Raw genomic sequence first — 17,954 nt, 5'->3', positions numbered from 1 at the left:
GCACGCCCGCCTGTGGACGGCACCGGGTCGGCAACGGGCCGGGGTCACCGGATCGGCCCCGGTGAGCATGGCCCGGACACGACGAAGGGCGGGAAGGTTAGCTCCTCCCCGCCCCCAGCCAATCCGCCGCTAGCCGCGCACGGGCGCGCCGGTCGGCGCCTGGGCCTCCGCCGCATCGTCCGCGTGCGGCTCGAGGTAGACCGCGGTCTCGCCGTCGATCTCGGCGGACTCGGCGACCGCGTCCTTCGCGAGCGTGGTGCGCAGCGGGATCTCCTTGACGAAAAGCAGCAGCACGGCGCCGACGATCGCGAGCGGCATCATCACGAGGAAGGCCGGCGTGAGCGCGTCGTTGTACGCGCCGACGATGACGTCGTGGACCTGGTCCGGAAGCTCGGCGACGGACGCCGGGGTCAGCGCGTTGGTGCCGCCGCCCGATGCGAGCGCACCGGCGGGGAGCCGCTCCTCGAGCAGATCGAGCAGCCGCGTGGTGAACATCGACCCCACCACGGCGGTGCCGAGCGAGGCGCCCACCTGGCGGAAGTAGTTGTTCGCCGCGGTCGCGGTGCCGACGATGCGCAGCGGGAACGCGTTCTGCACCATGAGCACGATGGTCTGCATCGACAGGCCCAGGCCGAGGCCGAGCAGCGCGAGGTACGAGACGGTCACCCACAGCGCCGTGTCGAACTCGAGGCTCGACAGCAGGTAGAGCGCGCCCGCGATGATGACGGAGCCGATCACCGGGTACCACTTGTAGCGCCCCGTGCGGGAGACGATGAAGCCGGTCACGGTGGAGGTCACGAGCATCGTCAGCATCATCGGCGCGGTGAGCAGGCCCGCCTCGGTCGCATCGACCGACGCGACCATCTGGAGGTACGTCGGCATGTAGCCGATGACGCCGAACAGCCCGACGCCCGTGAGCATGCCCGCGACCGTCGTGAGGTTGAAGGTGCGCGAGCCGAAGAGGTGCAGCGGCATGACGGGCTCGGCCGCACGCCGCTCGACGAGCACGAACGCGACCGCGGCGGCCACCGCGATCACGACGAGCCCGATGATCTGCACCGAGCCCCAGTCGTAGGTGCGTCCACCGAACGACGTCACCAGCACGATCGCGGTCGACGCGATCGCGAGCAGCGCCATCCCGGCGATGTCGAGCCGCGGCTTCGCGCGCTCCTGCGGCGCCGGGTGGAGGAACGCCGCCGCCATGACGATCGCGAGCGCGCCGAGCGGGATGTTGATCCACAGGCCCCAGCGCCAGCCGATTCCTTCGGTGAACCAGCCGCCCAGCAGCGGCCCGGCCACCGACGAGACGGCGAAGGCCGCGCCCATGATCCCCATGTACTTGCCGCGCTCGCGCGCCGGCACGATGTCGGCGATGATCGCCTGCGCGAGGATCATGAGCCCGCCGCCGCCGAGGCCCTGGATCGCGCGTGCGGCGATGAGCATCGGCATGGTCCCGGCGAGGCCGCCGACGATGGAGCCGGCGATGAAGATCGCGATGGCGGAGATGAACAGGCCCTTGCGGCCGATGAGGTCGCCCAGCTTGCCGTAGACGGGGATCATGATGGTCGACGCGAGGATGTACGCCGTGGTGACCCACAGCATGTGATCGACACCGTCGAGCTCCCCCACGATGGTGGGCAGCGCGGTCGCGAAGATGGTCTGGCTCAGCGAGGCCAGCAGCATGGCCGTCATGAGGCCGATGAAGACGGGGATCACCCCGCTGCGCGACGAGGCGGGTGCCTCCGTACCGGCGTCGAGCGTGGTCGTCATCGAGAGGGTCCTCCTCGAGGGCTGGGACGCGCGCGGCGCGTCGGTGGGGACTCGGCACGGCGCGGCGGCGCATCGTGCACGAGACGCATCATTGCAGTCTCTGCAAGTTTGCGTCAAGTGCACCGATCAACCAGGCATGACGACCCTTCGTCCCGGTACGCGCGGAAATGCGCGGGGGCGGGGAGGGTCTCCCCTCCCCGCCCCCGCGGCGTCACCCGTGACGAGCGCCCTCAGACCAGCGAGGGCTCCCGGCGGTCGCGGTCCTCGGCGCCCGCCGCATCGCGCCCGACGGCGTCGGCCACGAGAGGCATGGCGCCATCGGCATCGAGGCCCGGCTCCGCGGCGTCACGCTCGAGCGTGGTGCGCAGCGGCACCTCCTTGACGAACGCGAGAAGCACGAGCGCGAGGAGCGCGAGCGGCACGATGTAGAGGAACACCGGCGTGAGCGCGTCGTTGTACGAGCTCACGATGACGTCCTGCGCCTGCTGCGGGAGCTGCTGCACGGCCTCCGGGGTGAGGCTGTTCGCCCCGCCCAGACCGGACGCGCCGCCGGGGGCGCGCTCGGTGAGGAGCGCGATGAGGTTGTTCGTGAAGATCGAGCCCACCACCGCGGCCCCGAGCGAGGCGCCGATCTGGCGGAAGTAGTTGTTGGCCGCGGTCGCGGTGCCGACCATCGTCAGCGGGAAGGTGTTCTGCACGATGAGCACGAGCGTCTGCATCGCGAAGCCCAGGCCCATGCCGAAGACCGCGAGGTAGACGCAGGTCACCCACACCGGCTGGGTGTACGACATGGTCGACAGCAGGAACATGCCGACGGCGATCACCGCCGCGCCCACGAGCGGGTAGACCTTGTAGCGGCCGGTGCGCGACACCGCGCGGCCCACGATGATCGACGTGGGCAGCATCGCGCCCATCATCGGGATCATGAGCAGGCCGGCCGTGGTCGCATCCACCTGCGCCACCATCTGGAGGTAGGTGGGCATGTAGGCGAGCGTGCCGAACATCGCGATGCCGGTGAGCAGGCCGGCCGCGGTGGTGAGCGTGAAGTTGCGCTCCTTGAACAGCGTCATCGGCATGATCGGCTCGGCGGCGCGCAGCTCTACCGCGACGAACGCGGCACCCGCGACGACCGTGAGCGCGATGAGGCCGAGGATCATCGGCGAGGTCCACTCGTAGGTGCCGCCGCCCCACGAGGTGAGCAGCACGAGCGAGGCGGAGGCGATCGCGATGAGGACCATGCCCGCGATGTCGAGGCGCGGCTTGGCGCGGTCGCGCGGCGTGGGCTGGAGGAAGATCGCGACGGACGCCATGGCGACAAGCCCGAGCGGGATGTTGATCCACATGCACCACTGCCAGCCGATCGACTCCGTGAACCAGCCGCCGAGCAGCGGCCCGATCACCGAGGCGAGCGCGAACACGCCGCCCATGAGGCCCATGTACTTGCCGCGCTCACGCGCCGGCACGATGTCGGCGATCACGGCCTGCGAGAGGATCATCAGCCCGCCGCCGCCGAGGCCCTGGATCGCGCGGCCGACGATGAGCTCGGTCATCCCGGTGGACATCGCGCCCACCACGGAGCCGAGCATGAACAGGCCGATCGCGATCATGAACAGCGGCTTGCGCCCGATGAGGTCGCCCACCTTGCCGTAGACGGGCATCGTGATCGTGGCCGCCAGGATGTACGCGGTGGTGACCCACAGCATGTGGTCGACGCCGTCGAGGTCGCCCACGATGGTCGGGAGCGCGGTGGAGAAGATGGTCTGGTCGAGCGCGGACAGCAGCATGGCCGTCATGAGTCCGACGAAGACCAGCAGGATGCCCCTGCGGTCGGTGGCGGGCGCCGTTCGGGCGCGCGCAGGCGTGGTGGAGGTCATGGTCCTTCTTTCGCACAGGACCCGGTGACGCGGATCGCGCGTCAGGGGGTGACGATGCGCCGGATCTGGGCGATCGCGGCGTGGATGTAGGTCTCGATGTCGGAGTCGGCGCCCGAGGCCTCGGCCCACTGGAGGCTGACGACGGGGAACGCGCCCATCGCGACGCTCATCACCAGCTGCGCGTGGTCGCGCGCGGCGTCGGCGTCGAGATCGGGGCATCGCTCGGCGAGGCGCCGCATCACGAGCTCCGCGGTCGCCTGACGCTTGTGCGCCATGCGGGTGACCTGCAGCGCGTGGAGCTCAGGCTCCCTCGCGAACAGGCGGCGGCGCATCGCGAAGACCTCGCGGTCCGGCGACGAGGCGAGGAAGGTGCGCGCCATGAGGACCATGAGGTCCTCGGCGATGGGGCCGTCCCCCTCGAGGAAGCCGCCGACGAGCGACTCGTCCGGCGACGGGGCGGGCTGGCCGAGCAGCGCGCCCTCCTTGGTGCCGAAGTAGTTGAAGTACGTGCGCGGCGAGATGTCGCTCGCCTCGCAGATCATGTCCACGGTCACGTTCTCGACGCCATGCTCGAGCGCGAGCGAGAGCGCGGCACGCTCGACGCGGCGCGTCCGGCGGACACGGTTGCGCTCGCGCAGACCGGGGGCCGGGGCGTCAGGGGTCGAGGTGGTCACGGCACGATTATTGCAGTCACTGCACTTTTGCGTCAAGTGCAGATTTGCAGAGAGCAAGCCGCCCCGTCACGCCACGGGGGCGCCACGTCTGCCCGGCCTCAGCGGCCGCGGAGCTGACGGATGTCCGGGAGGTCGTCGTCGCGCGCGAGCTCCTCGATGTTGACGTCCTTGAACGTCACGACGCGCACGTTCTTCACCAGGCGCGCGCTGCGGTAGACGTCCCACACCCACGCGTCGGCCATGGTGACCTCGAAGTAGATGTCACCGCCGGAGGCTTTGACCTGGAGATCGACCTTGTTGCACAGGTAGAAGCGGCGCTCCGTCTCCACGACGTACTGGAACAGTCCGACGACGTCCCGGTACTCGCGGTAGAGGGCGAGCTCGGCTTCGGTCTCATAGTTCTCGAGGTCTTCGTGGCTCACCCGTCAATGATGGCGCGAACGGGCGCCGATGCGCGACTCCCCCGCCGGATCGGCGCGGCTCGGGGCGTCAGGCGCGGAACGGAAGCTTCCACGAGACGCGGTGGAGCGGCGACGGTCCGTGCTCGCGCAGCGCGTCGAGATGCGCGGCGGCGCCGTAGCCCTTGTTGCCCTCCCACCCGTACTCGGGGTGCTCCTGGTGCGCGGCCGCCATCAGCGCGTCGCGCTCGACCTTCGCGAGCACCGAGGCCGCCGCGATCGAGGCGCAGGCGCGGTCGCCCTTCACCACCATCGTCACCGGGGGTGCGGCCCAGTCCTCGGCGTGATCCGCGAAGAGGTCCGGCGGCGGCGGGGTGAGCCAGTCGTGCGTGCCGTCGAGCAGCACGGCGTCGACGGCCACGGGAAGGGAGTCGAGCGCGCGGCGCGCGGCGAGGCGCAGCGCGGCGACGATGCCGACCTCGTCGATCTCCGGTGCCGTCGCGTGGCCCACGGCGCGGCCGATGCCGAACTCGCGGAGCGGGCCGATGAGGGCCTCGCGCCGGGCGGCGCTCAGCAGCTTCGAGTCGGTGAGCCCGTCGGGCCAGGTGTCGCAGCGGGTCACGACCGCGACGCCCACGGAGACGGGACCGGCGAGCGCGCCGCGCCCGACCTCGTCGATGCCGGCGACCGCGGCGAAGCCGGCGTCCCAGAGCGCGGCCTCGTGGGTGAGGGAGACCGTCATGTCAGTCGTCGGTCGAGGGGGCGTCGTCGCCCCACGGGTTCCCGACGCCGCCGAATCGGTCGAACGGCCACACGACCGCGAAGGTGGTGCCGACGATGTTGTCCATGGGCACGGTGCCGCCGCCCGGATCACCCATGTGCGCGCGCGAGTCGGCGCTGTCGTCGCGGTTGTCGCCCATGACCCAGATGTAGTCCTCGGGGACCTCGACGCGGAACTCGGTGCCGCACGCGCGGGAGCCCTCGGCGATGTACTCCTCGTCGAGCGCCTCGCCGTTGACGGTCACCTGGCCGTCGGGGTCGGTGCACTCGACCACGTCGCCGGGCAGCCCGACGACGCGCTTGACCAGGTGCTCGCCCGCGTCCTCCGGCAGGAGCCCGGTCCACGTGAGCACGTCCTTGGCCACGCGGTGCAGGCCCGACTCGTCGACGGTCGCGCGTCCGAGCCAGTTGGCGGGGTCCTTGAAGACGACCACGTCGCCGCGGCGCAGCGCCAGCGGGTCGGGCCGCCACTTGGTGACGAGGATCCGGTCGCCCTTGATGAGGGTCGGCTCCATCGACTCCGAGGGGATGTAGAAGGACTGGAAGAAGAAGGTCTTGATCACCAGCGACAGCAGCAGCGCGCTGACGATGACGAGGACCAGCTCCTTCGCCCAGCCCCATGCACGACGGCCGGCGGAGGGCTTGCCCTCCGCCGGCACGTCAGCGCTGGTCGCGATCTTAGTTCTCGCGCTTCTCGCGGATGCGAGCCGCCTTGCCGCGCAGGCCGCGCAGGTAGTACAGCTTCGCGCGGCGCACGTCACCACGACGCTCGACCTCGATCTTCTCGATCGTGGGGGCGTGGACGGGGAAGGTGCGCTCGACGCCGACGCCGAACGAGATCTTGCGGACGGTGAAGGTCTCGCCGACACCCTGGCCCTGGCGCGCGATCACGATGCCCTGGAACACCTGGATACGCGAGCGGTTGCCCTCGATGACCTTGACGTGGACCTTCACGGTGTCACCGGCGCGGAACGCCGGGACGTCGTCGCGGAGCTGATCCGCGACCACGTTGTCAAGCTTCTGCATGACTGTCTCTCCTCGCACATGCCACAGGTCACACGCGGTATCCGCCTTGCGGCGATCGATAGTGGACGATGCGTCACGTCGTGGGCCGGACCCCCTGTGGCAGGTCGTGTCCCCGCGCGCACCGAGGATCTATTCTGCCACACCGTGCCCGGTGGGGGCCAGGCGCGCCGTCACTCCGGCGGCAGCAGGTCCGGCCGACGCTCGCGCGTGCGCGACAGCTGCTGCTCGTGGCGCCACTCGGCGATCTTCGCGTGGTGGCCGCTCAGCAGCACGTCGGGCACGTCGAGGCCGCGCCACGAGGCCGGGCGCGTGTAGCTCGGGTACTCGAGCAGGCCGTCCGAGTGCGACTCCTCGACGATCGACTGGGCGTTGCCCATGAAGCCCGGGATGAGCCGCGTGATCGCCTCGATCATCGCGACCGCGGCCACCTCTCCCCCGTTGAGCACGTAGTCGCCGAGGCTCGCCTCGACCACGCGGTAGCCGTCGTTCGCGTAGTGCTCCGCCACGCGCGCGTCGATGCCCTCGTAGCGCCCGCACGCGAAGACCAGCTGCGGCGCGGCGGAGAGCTCCTGCGCGAGTGCCTGCGTGAACGGCACGCCGGCGGGCGACGGGACCACCAGCACTCCCGTCGGCTTGAGGACGTCGTCGAGGGCCTTGCCCCACACGTCGGGCTTCATCACCATGCCGGCGCCGCCGCCGAAGGGCGCATCGTCCACCGTGCGGTGCACGTCCGCGGTGCCGTCGGCCCTGAAGGCCGCGTAGTCGCGGAGGTCGTGGACGTGCGTCTCGACCAGCTCGGCCTGCCGGGCCTTGCCCAGCAGCGACACGTCGAGCACCCCGAAGAACTCCGGGAAGATCGTGACGACGTCGATGCGCATCCTCATGCGGACGTCTCCCCCGTGACCTCGGGCTCCTCGCCCGCGAGCAGCCCGTACGGAGGGGTCACCACGACCCGCCCCGCGTCGATGTCGACCTCGGGCACGAACTCCTCGACGAAGGGGATCATCGCGCGGTGGCCGCCGGGCTGCTTCACCACGAGCAGGTCCTGCGCGGGCATGGTCACCAGGTCGACCACCTCGCCGACGGCGGAGCCGTCGGGGCGGACCACGGCGAGCCCGACCAGCTGGTGGACGTACCAGGCGTCGTCCTCGTCGGACTCCTCACCGTCGATGGTGAGCTCCACGCCGCGCGCGGCCTCGGCCGCGTCCCGGTTCCTGAGCTCCTCGAACTGGACGTACCAGCGTCCCGCCTGGACGCGCACGCGCCCGACGGTGAGAGGGCCCGCCGACGCGGGCTCGGTGTCGAACACCTCGCCGGGAACGAGCCTGTCCTCGGGGATGTCCGTGCGCAGCTCGACGGACACCTCCCCCTTGAGCCCGTGGGCGCGGCCGATGCGGGCGACGGTCAATCTCATGACACCAGGGTACTTTCACCGCCGCGGCCCGCCCGCCGCACGCTAGCGTGGTCCCGTCGACCAGGGAGGAGGCGCGATGACGGAGACCAAACGACGTCCGGCGGGCGTCACGTTCGTGGTGATCCTCACCTGGGTCGCCGCGGTGACGGACCTGGTCACCGGCGGCGCCTTCGTCTGGCTGAGCCTCCACATGTCGGGCGTGGACCTCGCGCTCACCGATACCGAGCTTCGCGGCTACGGCTTCGCGCTGCTCGCGGCGGGTCTGCTCGCCGCCGCCTTCGCGCTCGGAGTCGCGGCCGGCTCTCAGCTCTCCCGGGTGCTGGTCATGCTCCTCATGGTCGGCAGGATCGCCGGCGCGGTCTACGCGACCTCCGTGCTCGGGGAGCTGGTCCGCTGGCAGGTGGTCGGTCAGATCCTCGGCTCGGTGCTCATCATCGTCGCGCTGTCCACGCCGAGCGCGTTCGCCTACTTCCGGCGATCATGAGTCAGCGGGCTCTCCCGCACGGATGAAGGAGGCCCCATGACCGTCGAACGCCCCGGTTCCGTGACGCTGGTCGCGGTGATCGCCTGGCTCACCGCCCTGCTCGACCTCGCCGTCGGGGCGTGGACGCTGTGGCTGTACTACCACCCCGAGGACGCGGGGGCGATCGCGGAGATCGACCGCCTCGCGTGGTACGGGATCGCGCTCATGGTGCTCGGGGTGCTCACGGCGGCCGTCGCGGCGGGCCTCATGGCGGGCTCGCGCTTCGCCCGCGCGGTCGTGGTCGGGATGATGGTGCTGCGGATCGTGGGCGCCGTGCTGGTGCTCGTGGACGTGGTCGGCACGGCGGCGTGGCACGCCGTGGTCGAGATGATCGTCGCGGTCGCGGTGATCGGGCTGCTCACCACGCGCCGGGCCTCCGCGTTCTTCCGCGCCGCGCGCGACTGAGCCGCCGCATCGTCCGGAGACGACAAGGGCGCCCCCTCCGGTAGGAAGGGGCGCCCTTGCGTGCGCTCAGCCTGAGATCAGGCGACGTCCACGATGTTGACGCGGACGTCATCGCGCGAGATGGCCTCGACGACGGTGCGGATCGCCGTCGCGGTACGACCGCGTCGGCCGATGACCCGCGGGAGGTCGTCGGGGTGCACCACCACGTTGATGGTGGTGCCGCGACGCCCGGAGCGCTCCGTCACGCGCACGTCGTCCGGGTTGCGGACGATGCTGCGCACCAGGAACTCGAGAGCGTCGAGGACCATCGTCAGTTCTCCTCGGCGGGAGCCTCGGCGGCCTCGTCGGCGGCGGGGGCCTCGGCGGCCTCCTCAGCCTTGGCGGCCTCCTTCTTGGCGGCGGCGTCGGCCTTGGCCTTCTCCGCGGCGTCCGCGTGAGCCTTGATGGCGTCAGCGGCGTCGGCCTTGGCGGCGGCACCCTTGACGGTGCTGACGCCCTTCTCACCCTTGAAGGTGGCCCAGTCGCCGGTGAGCTTGAGCAGCGCGGTGACCTGCTCCGAGGGCTGCGCGCCCACGGAGAGCCAGTACTGCGCGCGCTCCGAGTCGATCTCGATGACCGAGGGCTCCTCGGTGGGGTGGTACTTGCCGATCTCCTCGATCGCACGGCCGTCGCGCTTGGTGCGCGAGTCCATGACGACGACGCGGTAGAACGGGGCGCGCTTCTTGCCGAAGCGCTTGAGGCGGATCTTCACAGCCATGGCTGTCTCCTTCTGAATTCGGTGTGAGCCGACGGGCAGCCCCCGGGGAATCACGGGTTCGCTCGCTGGCAAGACGAATCGACGGGCACGGGTAGAGGGCCGCGCTCGCCAGCGACCCATTGTGCCAGAACCGACGATGCGCGGCCAATCGCCGCGCGCGCGTCACCGCACGCTCGGCCAACCGGGGGACGTCTTCGCATCGTACGCGCCGTCGTAGCGGCCGCCGGTGACGAGCAGCACCTCGAGCCCCCGCTCGAATGCGGCGGGGACGATGCGCGGTCCGCCGCCGGCGATCGCGGTCGCGAACGCGTCGCACTCGACCAGGTCGCGGCCCGCCACCGAGACCTGCATGTAGTGCCGCGCGACCTCGCCGGTCACGGGGTCCCAGATGTGGTCGACCACCTGCGCGCCGCCGGAGGTCGCGAGCGCGGTGAACTGTCCGCCGAGCTCGACCACGTCGATCACGGGGGTGCCGGCCGGGTCCCCCGTCACGCGCGGGTCGGCGATGCCGATGCGTCGCGTACGGTCGCCGCCGACGAGGATGTCGCCCGACGCGCCGATCATCCAGCCGCTCGCGCGGGCCGCCCGCAGCCGGACGCTCGCGCGCGCCACGGCCCAGCCCTTGACGATCCCGGTCGGGTCGAGCGTGCCGTCGGCGCGGCGCGCGTCGAACCCTCCGGCGGTGACGCCCCGGTACCACTCGCACGCCTCGAGCACCTCGCGGAGCTCGTGGGGCGCCTCGTCGAGCGTGATCTCGCCGCGCAGGTACGCGCTGAGGTAGGAGTCGTCCTTCCACAGCGAGAACACCTCGTCCGCCCAGACGAGGTCGGCGTGGAAGGCCGCGACGGCGGGCTCGGCCTCGACCGGGTCCGGCTCGTCGAGCTCGACGACGAACGGCATCGCCATCGCCTGCACGGTGGTGCGGAACGTCTCCGTCGTCACAGGCCCGCGCTCGCGAACGCGCCGCGCACCGACTCGAGGAAGCCGGGCGACGTGAACGACGCGCCGCTGACGGCCGCGACGTCCCACGACTGCGCGGCGAGGACCTCCTCGCGCAGGATCGGGATCGCGCGCGCGTTGATCTGCACCGACTGCGCGTCCTGCGTGCCCGCGCGGATCGCCTGCACGTCGGTGACGGTGCCGCCCTCGACGGTGATGCGGGCCTGGAACTCGCCGCGGGCGTTGGTCACCACCGGACCGTCGACGGACTGCGAGGCGGGCTGCGCCGGCTCGGCGGGCGCGCTGGTCACCACCGGGTCGGGCTCGGCCGCCGCCGTCTCGGTCGGCGCGGCGACGACGGGAGCGTCATCGCCGTCGTCATCGTCGCCGTCCTCGTGCTCGTCCTCGATCTCGACCTCGTCCTCGTGGTCGTCGTCGTGGTCGTCGTCGAGCGCCTCCGTCGCGGAGGGGCTGGGTGACGGGCTCGAACCGACGCTCGCGGACGCGCTCGGAGACGCCTCCGCGCCGGCGGACGACTCGGGGCTGCTGGGCGCCACCAGATCGAGCGAGGGCAGCTCCTTGGGGGACGCCGCCCAGCCCGCGCCGACGATCGCGGCGCAGCCGCCGGCGACCATCGCTGCCCGGGAGGTGCGCATCGTCTACGCCGTCGCCTGCTCGAGCGCGTCCTCGATCGACGCGAGGAAGCCGGGCGAGGTGAACGACGCGCCGGAGACCGCGTCGACGTCGGCGCTCTGGGCCTCGACCACACGCTCCGCGAGCTCGGGGATCGCGGTGGCGTTGATCTGCACCGACTGCGCGTCCTGGGTCCCCGCCTCGATCGCCGCGACGGAGGCGATGACCCCGTTCTCGATGGTCACCTGCGCCTGGAAGCCGCCCTTCTCGTTCTCCACGCGGGCGCCGTCGTAGGTGCCGTCGACGTAGTTGGCCGCGATCGCGACGTCGGGGGCCTCGGCCTCCGCGTCGCCGCCGCATCCGGCCAGCAGCGTGCCCGCCGCGCCCGCGAACGCGAGCGTTCCCGCGGTCCTCGTCGTCGTCCTCATCCGTTCTCCTTCACCAACCGAATCTCTCACGATGGATCGCGTGCCCCGGCACGCCCGCCGCGCGCGCGTCCGCCTCGACCGCGTCGGCCCACGCGAGCGGGCCGCACACGTAGACGTCGCGCTCGGCGACCTCCGGCACCAGCGAGGCGAGGGTCTCGCCCGCGGCGGTGCCCCATCCTGCCCCACGCGGTCCCTCGACCACCACGAGCTCGGCCCCGCGCTCGTGCGCGAGCGCCGCGACCTCGTCGAGCAGGGGCGCCTCGGCCCGCGAGCGCACCCGCAGCACCACGGTGCACGGGCCGTCGACCTCCTCGAGCATCGCGCGGATGGGCGTCACCCCGATGCCCGAGGCGAGCAGCACCGCGGCGGGAGCGGTGCGCGACACCTCCGAGAAGATCCCGAGCGGCCCCTCCGCGAGCACGCGGGTGCCGACGGCGACGTGGGCCAGCCGCGTCGACGCGTCGCCCGACGGCTTCACGGTGATCCGAAGCGAGTCCGGGCGCGGTGCGCGGGAGAGCGACCACGGGTGGGCCTGCGTCCACCGCTCGCGGTCGAGGAAGCGCCACAGCATGAACTGGCCTGGACGCGCGCCCAGGCGGTCGAGGTCGCGCCCGGTCATCACGATGCTCGTGGAGCCGTCAGGCTCGGGCTCGACGGCCGCGACGCGGAGGTCGTGCCGCGCCATCATTACGAGCGGACGCACCAGGCGGAAGATCACGAACGAGCCGATCGCCACCGTGTACAGCGCGAGCCAGAACCACCAGGCGGCGCCCGCGCCGCGGAAGGTCGAGCCCTCGAGGAACTGGTGCGGCACCACGGCGGCGATCGCCAGGTACACGAGCAGATGGACCAGGTGCCAGCGCTCGTACCGCCACCGGGACCGCACCGCGACCAGCGACGTCGCGACGACGATGGTGAAGAGCCCGAGCCCGGCCTGCGCCGCGACCATGAACCAGCCGAGGTCCCAGAACGCGGCGGTCTGCGCGAGGACCGAGCGGCCGTCGTACTGCGCGGACACCACGACGATGAGCGCGACGTGCACCAGCATGAGGATGAACGCCACCTTGCCGATCCGGGTGTGCACCGCGGCGGCGCGGTCGTGCCCGAAGGCGCGCTCGACGAAGGGCGCGCGCGAGATCAGCGTGATCTGCGTGAGGACCAGCACCGCGGCGACGATGCCGGCGACGCGTCCCATCCCGTAGGCGTAGTCGCGGGGCGCCGTGGTGAGAAGCCCTCCCGACGCGATGAAGAACGCGACCCCGACCGCGGCGACCAGGTAGATCGACGCCTCGAGCCCGTCTCGCCACCATCCGCGCGCCCGAGCGCGCCGTGCGTACACCTCGAGCGTGCTCACATGGCCTCCGGGGACTGGGGACGGTGGGACTGCGATGCGGGCGGCCCGGGAGGCGTCCCGGGTCGCGCATGTGCATCGTACGTGCTGGGGGCTCGGCCTCGGCTTCGCGATTCCTGAGGATTCCCTGAAGGTCGCGACACGACCGCTGAGCGCTTCGCCACGCCGAGGCGTCGCGCGAGTGCGGCGAGATGCTCCCGCGAGTCCTCGGGAGGCGGCCCGCGGCGCGCCTGCGCATGGCACGTGCTACCAGGCGAACTCCTCCAGATGCCTGCGCTCCTCCGGGACCCCGGCCTGCGCCGCATCGTCCATGAGCTCGGCGACCCAGGCCTCGGGCCCGCACGCGAACACGTCGGCCGTCGCGATCCCGGGCACGAGGTCCGCGAGGTCGACCGGGGTGTCCGCAGGCGTCCAGCTGCCGCCGCGACGGCCGGTCAGGACGTAGAGCCGCGCGCCGCGCGCCGCCGACAGCGACAGGAGCTCGTCCAGGTGCGGGATGTCGGCGTCGGTGCGGGCGCGCACGATGACCGTGCACTCCCCCGGACCGATGTCGGCGTCCTCCAGCAGCGCGAGGACCGGAGTGATGCCGACGCCCGCGCCGGCGAGCACGAGGTGGTCCCCGGAACGCGCCTCGTCGGTGAACGTGCCGAGAGGCCCCTCGACCATGACCCGCGTGCCGGGCCGGAGATCCCGCAGCGCCGAGGAGCCGTCGCCGAGCGGCTTGACGGTGATGCGCATCCAGCTGTCGCGCACGGTGCGCGACAGTGAATAGGGGTGGGCCTGGCCCCACATGTCGGCCTGGAGGAAGCGGAACAGCATGAACTGCCCGCCCTTCGTCCCGAGGCGCCGGAGGTGCCTGCCGTGCATCGCGATGACGGTCGAGCCGTCCTCGAGGGTGCCGACCGCGGTGACGCGGATGTCGTGACGCCAGAAGCGGAGCAGCGGGCGCGCCACGCGGTAGATCAGCAGCCCTCCGACCGCGACCGACCACAGCACCACCCAGTACCACCACGCGGCGCCCATCGGCGCGAAGGTCTCCCCGTCCGTGAGCTGGTGCGGGATGGTGAGCCCGATGGCGAGGTAGCTGAAGAGATGGACCGCGTGCCAGCTCTCGTAGCGCCACCGCCGCCGCACGATGGCGTACGAGGTGAGCACCACGGCGACGAGCACGAGGAAGCCGGCCCACGCCATGAACATGGGCCCGCCCCAGCCGATCGCGAGGTCCCACGCCTGCGCGAGGATCCCCGTCTGCGTGGGCATCGCGTAGCCGGCGACGATGAGCACGATGTGCGCGAGGATCACCACGAACCCGAGCCTGCCCAGCTGGCCGTGGATGCGGGCGGCCCGGTCGTGGCCGACGACCCGCTCGACCGGCGGGATGCGCGCGATGAGGATGAGCTGCGTCATGATCATCGTGGAGGCGGCGATCCCGGCGACGCGGCCGAGGGTCACGAGCAGGCCCGGCATCGAGGTGACGTCGACCGAGCCGGAGGCGAGCATGAGCGACACCCCGAGCACCCCGGCGAGCCACGCCGAGGCCTCGAGCGCGTCGCGCCGCCCGTGGTCCCTCGCGGCACGGTCCGCGCGCGCGGCGACCCGGGGAGCGGCGACCCTGCGCGGTGCCGCCTGGTGCGACGCGAGGGCGGTCATGCGAGCCCCGCGACCTGCATCGCGCTGTAGATCGCGTCCTCGACGGCCTCGGACGTGAAGCTCGCCCCCGAGACGTAGCCGACGTCGACGCTCTGCGCCTCGAGGATCGCGTCCTCGAGGACCGGCATCGCGTAGTCGTTGATCTGCTGCGAATGGTGGTCCGACTCGCCCGACTGGAGCCAGTCGATCGCGGTGATGGTGCCGCCCTCGACCGTGATCTCGGCCTGGAAGACGCCGTAGCGCGAGCTGATCGCCTCGCCGTCGTAGACGCCCGTGTCGGTCGCCTCGGCGGTGGCGGTCTCGGAGGGGGCCGCCGCGTCGGTCGAGGAGTCCGTCGACGTGTCGGTCTGCTCCTCCGCGGGCGTGTCGAGCGCGGTCGACGAGTCGGCCGTGTCCGGGGCGGCGGTCTCGCTCGCGGTCGACCCGGTCGACCCGGTCGACGCCGCGGTGTCGGGCTCGGCGGCCGCGGCGGTGTCCGCGGTCGAGGCGTCGGGCTCGAGGAAGCCCGTGCCCATGACCGCGCCCGCGGAGAGGAGCGTGGCGGAGATCCCGGTGACGATGATGCCTGACGAGCGCTTCATGCTCCCCATACGACTCCTCGAACCTGGGAGCCGCCGGGGTCGATCCTCGGAGTTCGCTGAGAGTCAGACGACGGCGCCGCGCAGCACCACGTGGCGCGGGGCGCCGAGCGCCGCGATGTCCTCGCGCGGATCCTGCGCGTAGACCACGACGTCCGCCGGGGCGCCCTCCTCGATCCCGGGGACCCCGAGGAAGCGTCGCGCGCGCCAGGACGCCATCGCGACGACCTCGCTCGCGGGGATGCCCGCGGCGACCAGCAGCGCGGCCTCCGCGGGGAGGGCGCCGTGGCCGATGGTGCCGCCCGCGTCGGTGCCCACGAGCAGCGGGACGCCGGCCTCGTGGAGCGCGAGCGCGTGCGCGAGGCGACGTTCGTGCATCGGCCGCATGCGCGCGGCGTACGCCGGGAAGCGGGCCTCGCCCTGCGCGGCGTAGCCCTCGAAGTTCGCGACCTGGAGCAGCGTCGGCACCACGGGGATCCCGCGCGCGGCCGCCTCCGCCATGTGGTCCGCGGTCATGCCCGTGCCGTGCTCGATGCAGTCGATGCCGCCGTCGAGCAGCGCGTCGATCGTCTCGGTCGCGAAGGTGTGCGCGGTGACGCGCGCGCCGGCCTCGTGCGCCGCGGCGATGCCCTCGGCCAGCACGTCCGCGGGCCACAGCGGCGTGAGGTCGCCTGCCTCGCGGTCGATCCAGTCGGCGATGATCTTCACCCAGCCGTCGCCGGCGCGCGCCTCCTCCGCCATGACGCGCGGGAGGTCCGCGACCTCGATCTCGCGCGCATAGTGACGCAGGTAGCGCATCGGACGCGCGATGAAGCGTCCCGCACGGATGACGCGCGGCGCCGTCGCCAGCTCGTCGAGGAAGCGTGTGTCCGACGGCGAGCCCGCGTCGCGGATGAGCAGCGTGCCCGCGTCGCGGTCGACGAGCGCCTGCTTGAGCGCGAGGTCCGCGTCGACCGCTCCCCCGCTGTCGAGGCCCACGTGGCAGTGGACGTCGACGAGCCCGGGCACGGCGACGCCGTCGAGCTCATGCTTGACCGCCTGCGAGGGCCGCTCGAACGTGATCCGACCCTCCACCACCCAGGCCTCATCGCGGACGTCGTCATCGCCGACGACCACCGGGCCCGTGAGGTGGAGCGCCATTCAGCGCCCCAGGTACTTGCCGAGGTCCCCGCCGAGCGACGAGATGTCGACCTCCTCTGGCGCGGGCTGGCCGAGCCCGAAGGCCGAGCCCGGCGCCGCGGCCGGTGCCGACGTGGTCCGGTTGCGGGCCTCGGCCTCCTGCTGCGCACGCTTGGCGGGGTTGCCGGACTTGCCCTTGACCTTGCGCTGCGGCGCCTGCTTGCCCTTGGACTTCTTGCCGCCGGGCAGGCCGCCGAACGCGCCGGGGGCGCCGCCCGCGCCGGGCATCCCCGGCATCCCGGGCATGCCGCCGCCGCGCGACATCGCGCGCATCATCTGCTGCGCCTGCTCGAACCGCTTGACCAGCGAGTTGACGTCGGACACCTGCATGCCCGAGCCGGCCGCGATGCGCGAGCGGCGCGAGCCGTTGAGGATCTTGGGGTTGTCGCGCTCGGCGGGCGTCATCGACTGGATGATCGCCTCGGTGCGCACCAGCTCCCGCTCGTCGAAGTTCTCGATCTGGTCGCGGATCTGACCCATGCCCGGGAGCATCGTCAGCATCTTCTTCATCGAGCCCATGTTCTTGAGCTGCTGCATCTGGCTGAGGAAGTCCGCGAGCGTGAAGTCCTCGCCCTTGGTGACCTTCTCGGCCATGCGCTCGGCCTCGGCCTGGTCGAACGTGCGCTCGGCCTGCTCGATGAGCGTGAGGATGTCGCCCATGTCGAGGATGCGCGACGCCATGCGGTCGGGGTGGAACACCTCGAAGTCGTCGAGCTTCTCGCCCGTGGACGCGAACATGATGGGACGTCCGGTGACCTCGGCCACCGACAGCGCGGCACCGCCGCGCGCGTCGCCGTCGAGCTTGGTGAGCACCACGCCGGTGAAGTCGACGCCCTCCTGGAACGCGGTGGCCGTCGCCACGGCGTCCTGACCGATCATCGCGTCGATGACGAAGAGGACCTCGTCGGGCTCGACCGCCTTGCGGATGTCGGAGGCCTGCTTCATCAGCTCCTGGTCGATGCCCAGACGGCCCGCGGTGTCGACGATGACGACGCTGTGCTGACGCTGCTCGGCCTCCTTGAGGCCCTTCTTCGCGACCTTGACCGGGTTGCCGCGCGGACGCTCGTCCTCGCGCGTGACGCCCGCCTCGGGGGCGAAGACCGGGACGCCTGCGCGCTCGCCGACCACCTTGAGCTGCGTGACGGCGTTGGGGCGCTGGAGGTCCGCGGCGACCAGCAGCGGCGTGTGGCCCTGCTGCTTGAGGTGGTGCGCGAGCTTGCCGGCGAGGGTGGTCTTACCGGCACCCTGGAGACCCGCGAGCATGATGACGGTCGGGCCGTTCTTGGCGAAGCGCAGCTGGCGGGCCTCGCCGCCCAGGATCGCCACGAGCTCCTCGTTGACGATCTTCACGACCTGCTGGCCCGGGTTCAGCGCACCCGAGACCTCCGCGCCGAGCGCGCGCTCCCGGATGTTGCCGGTGAAGGTGCGGACCACGGGGACCGCGACGTCGGCGTCGAGCAGCGCCCGACGGATCTCACGGATGGTGCCGTCGATGTCCGCCTCGGTGAGGCGGCCCTTGCCCCGCAGGTTGCGGAACGTCTCGGTGAGGCGGTCGGAGAGGTTGGCGAACACGGA

General features: G+C 71.9%; 21 protein-coding genes. 2 read left to right on the top strand and 19 right to left on the bottom strand.

What is annotated here, in order from left to right; genetic code table 11:
* Positions 1–129: 129 nt before the first annotated feature.
* From TR42_RS09870 to rimM, 9 genes are all read right to left on the bottom strand, one after another.
* A complete protein-coding gene (locus TR42_RS09870; protein ID WP_042215383.1) occupies positions 130–1,770 on the bottom strand; it encodes an MDR family MFS transporter in 1,641 nt (546 codons plus the stop codon).
* A 230-nt stretch (positions 1,771–2,000) separates the two neighbouring features.
* The gene (locus tag TR42_RS09865; protein WP_042215382.1) at positions 2,001–3,644 is read right to left on the bottom strand and encodes an MDR family MFS transporter; all 1,644 of its coding nucleotides are present in this window, start codon (positions 3,642–3,644) and stop codon (positions 2,001–2,003) included.
* 41 nt (positions 3,645–3,685) lie between these two features.
* Positions 3,686–4,318: a TetR/AcrR family transcriptional regulator gene (locus tag TR42_RS14360; protein ID WP_052405926.1), complete on the bottom strand. Its 633-nt coding sequence runs from the start codon at positions 4,316–4,318 to the stop codon at positions 3,686–3,688.
* 98 nt (positions 4,319–4,416) lie between these two features.
* Positions 4,417–4,740 (bottom strand): DUF2469 domain-containing protein, encoded by a 324-nt coding sequence (locus TR42_RS09855; protein WP_042215380.1) that lies wholly within the window; start codon positions 4,738–4,740, stop codon positions 4,417–4,419.
* Positions 4,741–4,807: 67 nt separating this feature from the next.
* Positions 4,808–5,458: a ribonuclease HII gene (gene rnhB / locus TR42_RS09850; RefSeq protein WP_042215378.1), complete on the bottom strand. Its 651-nt coding sequence runs from the start codon at positions 5,456–5,458 to the stop codon at positions 4,808–4,810.
* Between the two features lies 1 nt (position 5,459).
* Entirely contained in the window at positions 5,460–6,155 is a 696-nt protein-coding gene (lepB, locus tag TR42_RS09845; RefSeq protein WP_042215377.1) for a signal peptidase I, read from the bottom strand.
* Positions 6,156–6,174: 19 nt separating this feature from the next.
* Positions 6,175–6,522, bottom strand: a complete 348-nt coding sequence (gene rplS, locus TR42_RS09840; protein WP_042215375.1) for a 50S ribosomal protein L19 — start codon at positions 6,520–6,522, stop codon at positions 6,175–6,177.
* A 170-nt stretch (positions 6,523–6,692) separates the two neighbouring features.
* Positions 6,693–7,400: a tRNA (guanosine(37)-N1)-methyltransferase TrmD gene (gene trmD, locus TR42_RS09835; protein WP_042215373.1), complete on the bottom strand. Its 708-nt coding sequence runs from the start codon at positions 7,398–7,400 to the stop codon at positions 6,693–6,695.
* A 2-nt stretch (positions 7,401–7,402) separates the two neighbouring features.
* Positions 7,403–7,936 carry a ribosome maturation factor RimM gene (gene rimM / locus TR42_RS09830; RefSeq protein WP_042215372.1) on the bottom strand — a complete coding sequence of 178 codons (534 nt, stop codon included), beginning with the start codon at positions 7,934–7,936 and terminating at the stop codon, positions 7,403–7,405.
* Between the two features lie 76 nt (positions 7,937–8,012).
* Between rimM and TR42_RS09825 the strand changes: the two genes are divergently transcribed.
* Together TR42_RS09825 and TR42_RS09820 are read left to right on the top strand one after the other, a co-directional pair.
* Complete coding sequence (locus TR42_RS09825) at positions 8,013–8,420, top strand: hypothetical protein (RefSeq protein WP_042215371.1); 408 nt, start codon at positions 8,013–8,015, stop codon at positions 8,418–8,420.
* A gap of 36 nt (positions 8,421–8,456) precedes the next feature.
* A complete protein-coding gene (locus TR42_RS09820) occupies positions 8,457–8,864 on the top strand; it encodes a hypothetical protein (protein ID WP_042215369.1) in 408 nt (135 codons plus the stop codon).
* A 77-nt stretch (positions 8,865–8,941) separates the two neighbouring features.
* Here the strand turns inward: TR42_RS09820 and TR42_RS09815 are convergent, their stop codons facing one another.
* From TR42_RS09815 to ffh, 10 genes are all read right to left on the bottom strand, one after another.
* On the bottom strand, positions 8,942–9,172 hold the full coding sequence (locus tag TR42_RS09815) for a KH domain-containing protein (protein ID WP_042215368.1): 231 nt from the start codon (positions 9,170–9,172) through the stop codon (positions 8,942–8,944).
* 2 nt (positions 9,173–9,174) lie between these two features.
* A complete protein-coding gene (gene rpsP, locus TR42_RS09810) occupies positions 9,175–9,621 on the bottom strand; it encodes a 30S ribosomal protein S16 (protein ID WP_042215365.1) in 447 nt (148 codons plus the stop codon).
* A gap of 162 nt (positions 9,622–9,783) precedes the next feature.
* Positions 9,784–10,563, bottom strand: a complete 780-nt coding sequence (locus TR42_RS09805) for an FAD:protein FMN transferase (RefSeq protein WP_052405923.1) — start codon at positions 10,561–10,563, stop codon at positions 9,784–9,786.
* The gene (locus TR42_RS14355) at positions 10,560–11,216 is read right to left on the bottom strand and encodes an FMN-binding protein (protein WP_143058976.1); all 657 of its coding nucleotides are present in this window, start codon (positions 11,214–11,216) and stop codon (positions 10,560–10,562) included. Before TR42_RS14355 ends, TR42_RS09805 begins: the two co-directional genes overlap by 4 nt.
* 3 nt (positions 11,217–11,219) lie before the next feature.
* Positions 11,220–11,621, bottom strand: coding sequence for an FMN-binding protein (locus TR42_RS09795; protein WP_052405919.1), 402 nt, complete (start codon positions 11,619–11,621; stop codon positions 11,220–11,222).
* Between the two features lie 10 nt (positions 11,622–11,631).
* Positions 11,632–12,975 carry a ferredoxin reductase family protein gene (locus tag TR42_RS09790; protein WP_042215364.1) on the bottom strand — a complete coding sequence of 448 codons (1,344 nt, stop codon included), beginning with the start codon at positions 12,973–12,975 and terminating at the stop codon, positions 11,632–11,634.
* A 243-nt stretch (positions 12,976–13,218) separates the two neighbouring features.
* Complete coding sequence (locus tag TR42_RS09785; RefSeq protein WP_042215363.1) at positions 13,219–14,622, bottom strand: ferredoxin reductase family protein; 1,404 nt, start codon at positions 14,620–14,622, stop codon at positions 13,219–13,221.
* Positions 14,619–15,212 carry an FMN-binding protein gene (locus TR42_RS09780; RefSeq protein ID WP_042215361.1) on the bottom strand — a complete coding sequence of 198 codons (594 nt, stop codon included), beginning with the start codon at positions 15,210–15,212 and terminating at the stop codon, positions 14,619–14,621. The genes TR42_RS09785 and TR42_RS09780 overlap by 4 nt, the downstream gene beginning before the upstream one ends.
* Positions 15,213–15,266: 54 nt before the next feature.
* Complete coding sequence (locus TR42_RS09775) at positions 15,267–16,340, bottom strand: amidohydrolase family protein (RefSeq protein WP_042215359.1); 1,074 nt, start codon at positions 16,338–16,340, stop codon at positions 15,267–15,269.
* Positions 16,341–17,951 (bottom strand): signal recognition particle protein, encoded by a 1,611-nt coding sequence (gene ffh, locus TR42_RS09770; protein ID WP_042215358.1) that lies wholly within the window; start codon positions 17,949–17,951, stop codon positions 16,341–16,343. It abuts the gene before it with no gap.
* Positions 17,952–17,954 lie beyond the last annotated feature (3 nt).

It is taken from the genome of Demequina mangrovi, assembly GCF_000759715.1.
GTDB classification, from domain to species: domain Bacteria; phylum Actinomycetota; class Actinomycetes; order Actinomycetales; family Demequinaceae; genus Demequina; species Demequina mangrovi.
Note: the sequence above shows the minus strand (reverse complement) of the source record. Positions and strands in the feature narration are given on the sequence as shown.

What these genes read in the sequence shown, in the direction of transcription:
- TR42_RS09795 (WP_052405919.1), bottom strand. Translation starts at nt 11,621, where the DNA reads ATGAGGACGACGACGAGGACCGCGGGAACGCTCGCGTTCGCGGGCGCG.
- TR42_RS09775 (WP_042215359.1), bottom strand. Translation starts at nt 16,340, where the DNA reads ATGGCGCTCCACCTCACGGGCCCGGTGGTCGTCGGCGATGACGACGTC.
- TR42_RS09785 (WP_042215363.1), bottom strand. Translation starts at nt 14,622, where the DNA reads ATGACCGCCCTCGCGTCGCACCAGGCGGCACCGCGCAGGGTCGCCGCT.
- TR42_RS09825 (WP_042215371.1), top strand. Translation starts at nt 8,013, where the DNA reads ATGACGGAGACCAAACGACGTCCGGCGGGCGTCACGTTCGTGGTGATC.
- rplS (WP_042215375.1), bottom strand. Translation starts at nt 6,522, where the DNA reads ATGCAGAAGCTTGACAACGTGGTCGCGGATCAGCTCCGCGACGACGTC.
- TR42_RS09780 (WP_042215361.1), bottom strand. Translation starts at nt 15,212, where the DNA reads ATGGGGAGCATGAAGCGCTCGTCAGGCATCATCGTCACCGGGATCTCC.
- TR42_RS09815 (WP_042215368.1), bottom strand. Translation starts at nt 9,172, where the DNA reads ATGGTCCTCGACGCTCTCGAGTTCCTGGTGCGCAGCATCGTCCGCAAC.
- rnhB (WP_042215378.1), bottom strand. Translation starts at nt 5,458, where the DNA reads ATGACGGTCTCCCTCACCCACGAGGCCGCGCTCTGGGACGCCGGCTTC.
- TR42_RS09870 (WP_042215383.1), bottom strand. Translation starts at nt 1,770, where the DNA reads ATGACGACCACGCTCGACGCCGGTACGGAGGCACCCGCCTCGTCGCGC.
- rpsP (WP_042215365.1), bottom strand. Translation starts at nt 9,621, where the DNA reads ATGGCTGTGAAGATCCGCCTCAAGCGCTTCGGCAAGAAGCGCGCCCCG.
- rimM (WP_042215372.1), bottom strand. Translation starts at nt 7,936, where the DNA reads ATGAGATTGACCGTCGCCCGCATCGGCCGCGCCCACGGGCTCAAGGGG.
- TR42_RS09820 (WP_042215369.1), top strand. Translation starts at nt 8,457, where the DNA reads ATGACCGTCGAACGCCCCGGTTCCGTGACGCTGGTCGCGGTGATCGCC.
- TR42_RS14355 (WP_143058976.1), bottom strand. Translation starts at nt 11,216, where the DNA reads ATGCGCACCTCCCGGGCAGCGATGGTCGCCGGCGGCTGCGCCGCGATC.
- trmD (WP_042215373.1), bottom strand. Translation starts at nt 7,400, where the DNA reads ATGCGCATCGACGTCGTCACGATCTTCCCGGAGTTCTTCGGGGTGCTC.
- TR42_RS09865 (WP_042215382.1), bottom strand. Translation starts at nt 3,644, where the DNA reads ATGACCTCCACCACGCCTGCGCGCGCCCGAACGGCGCCCGCCACCGAC.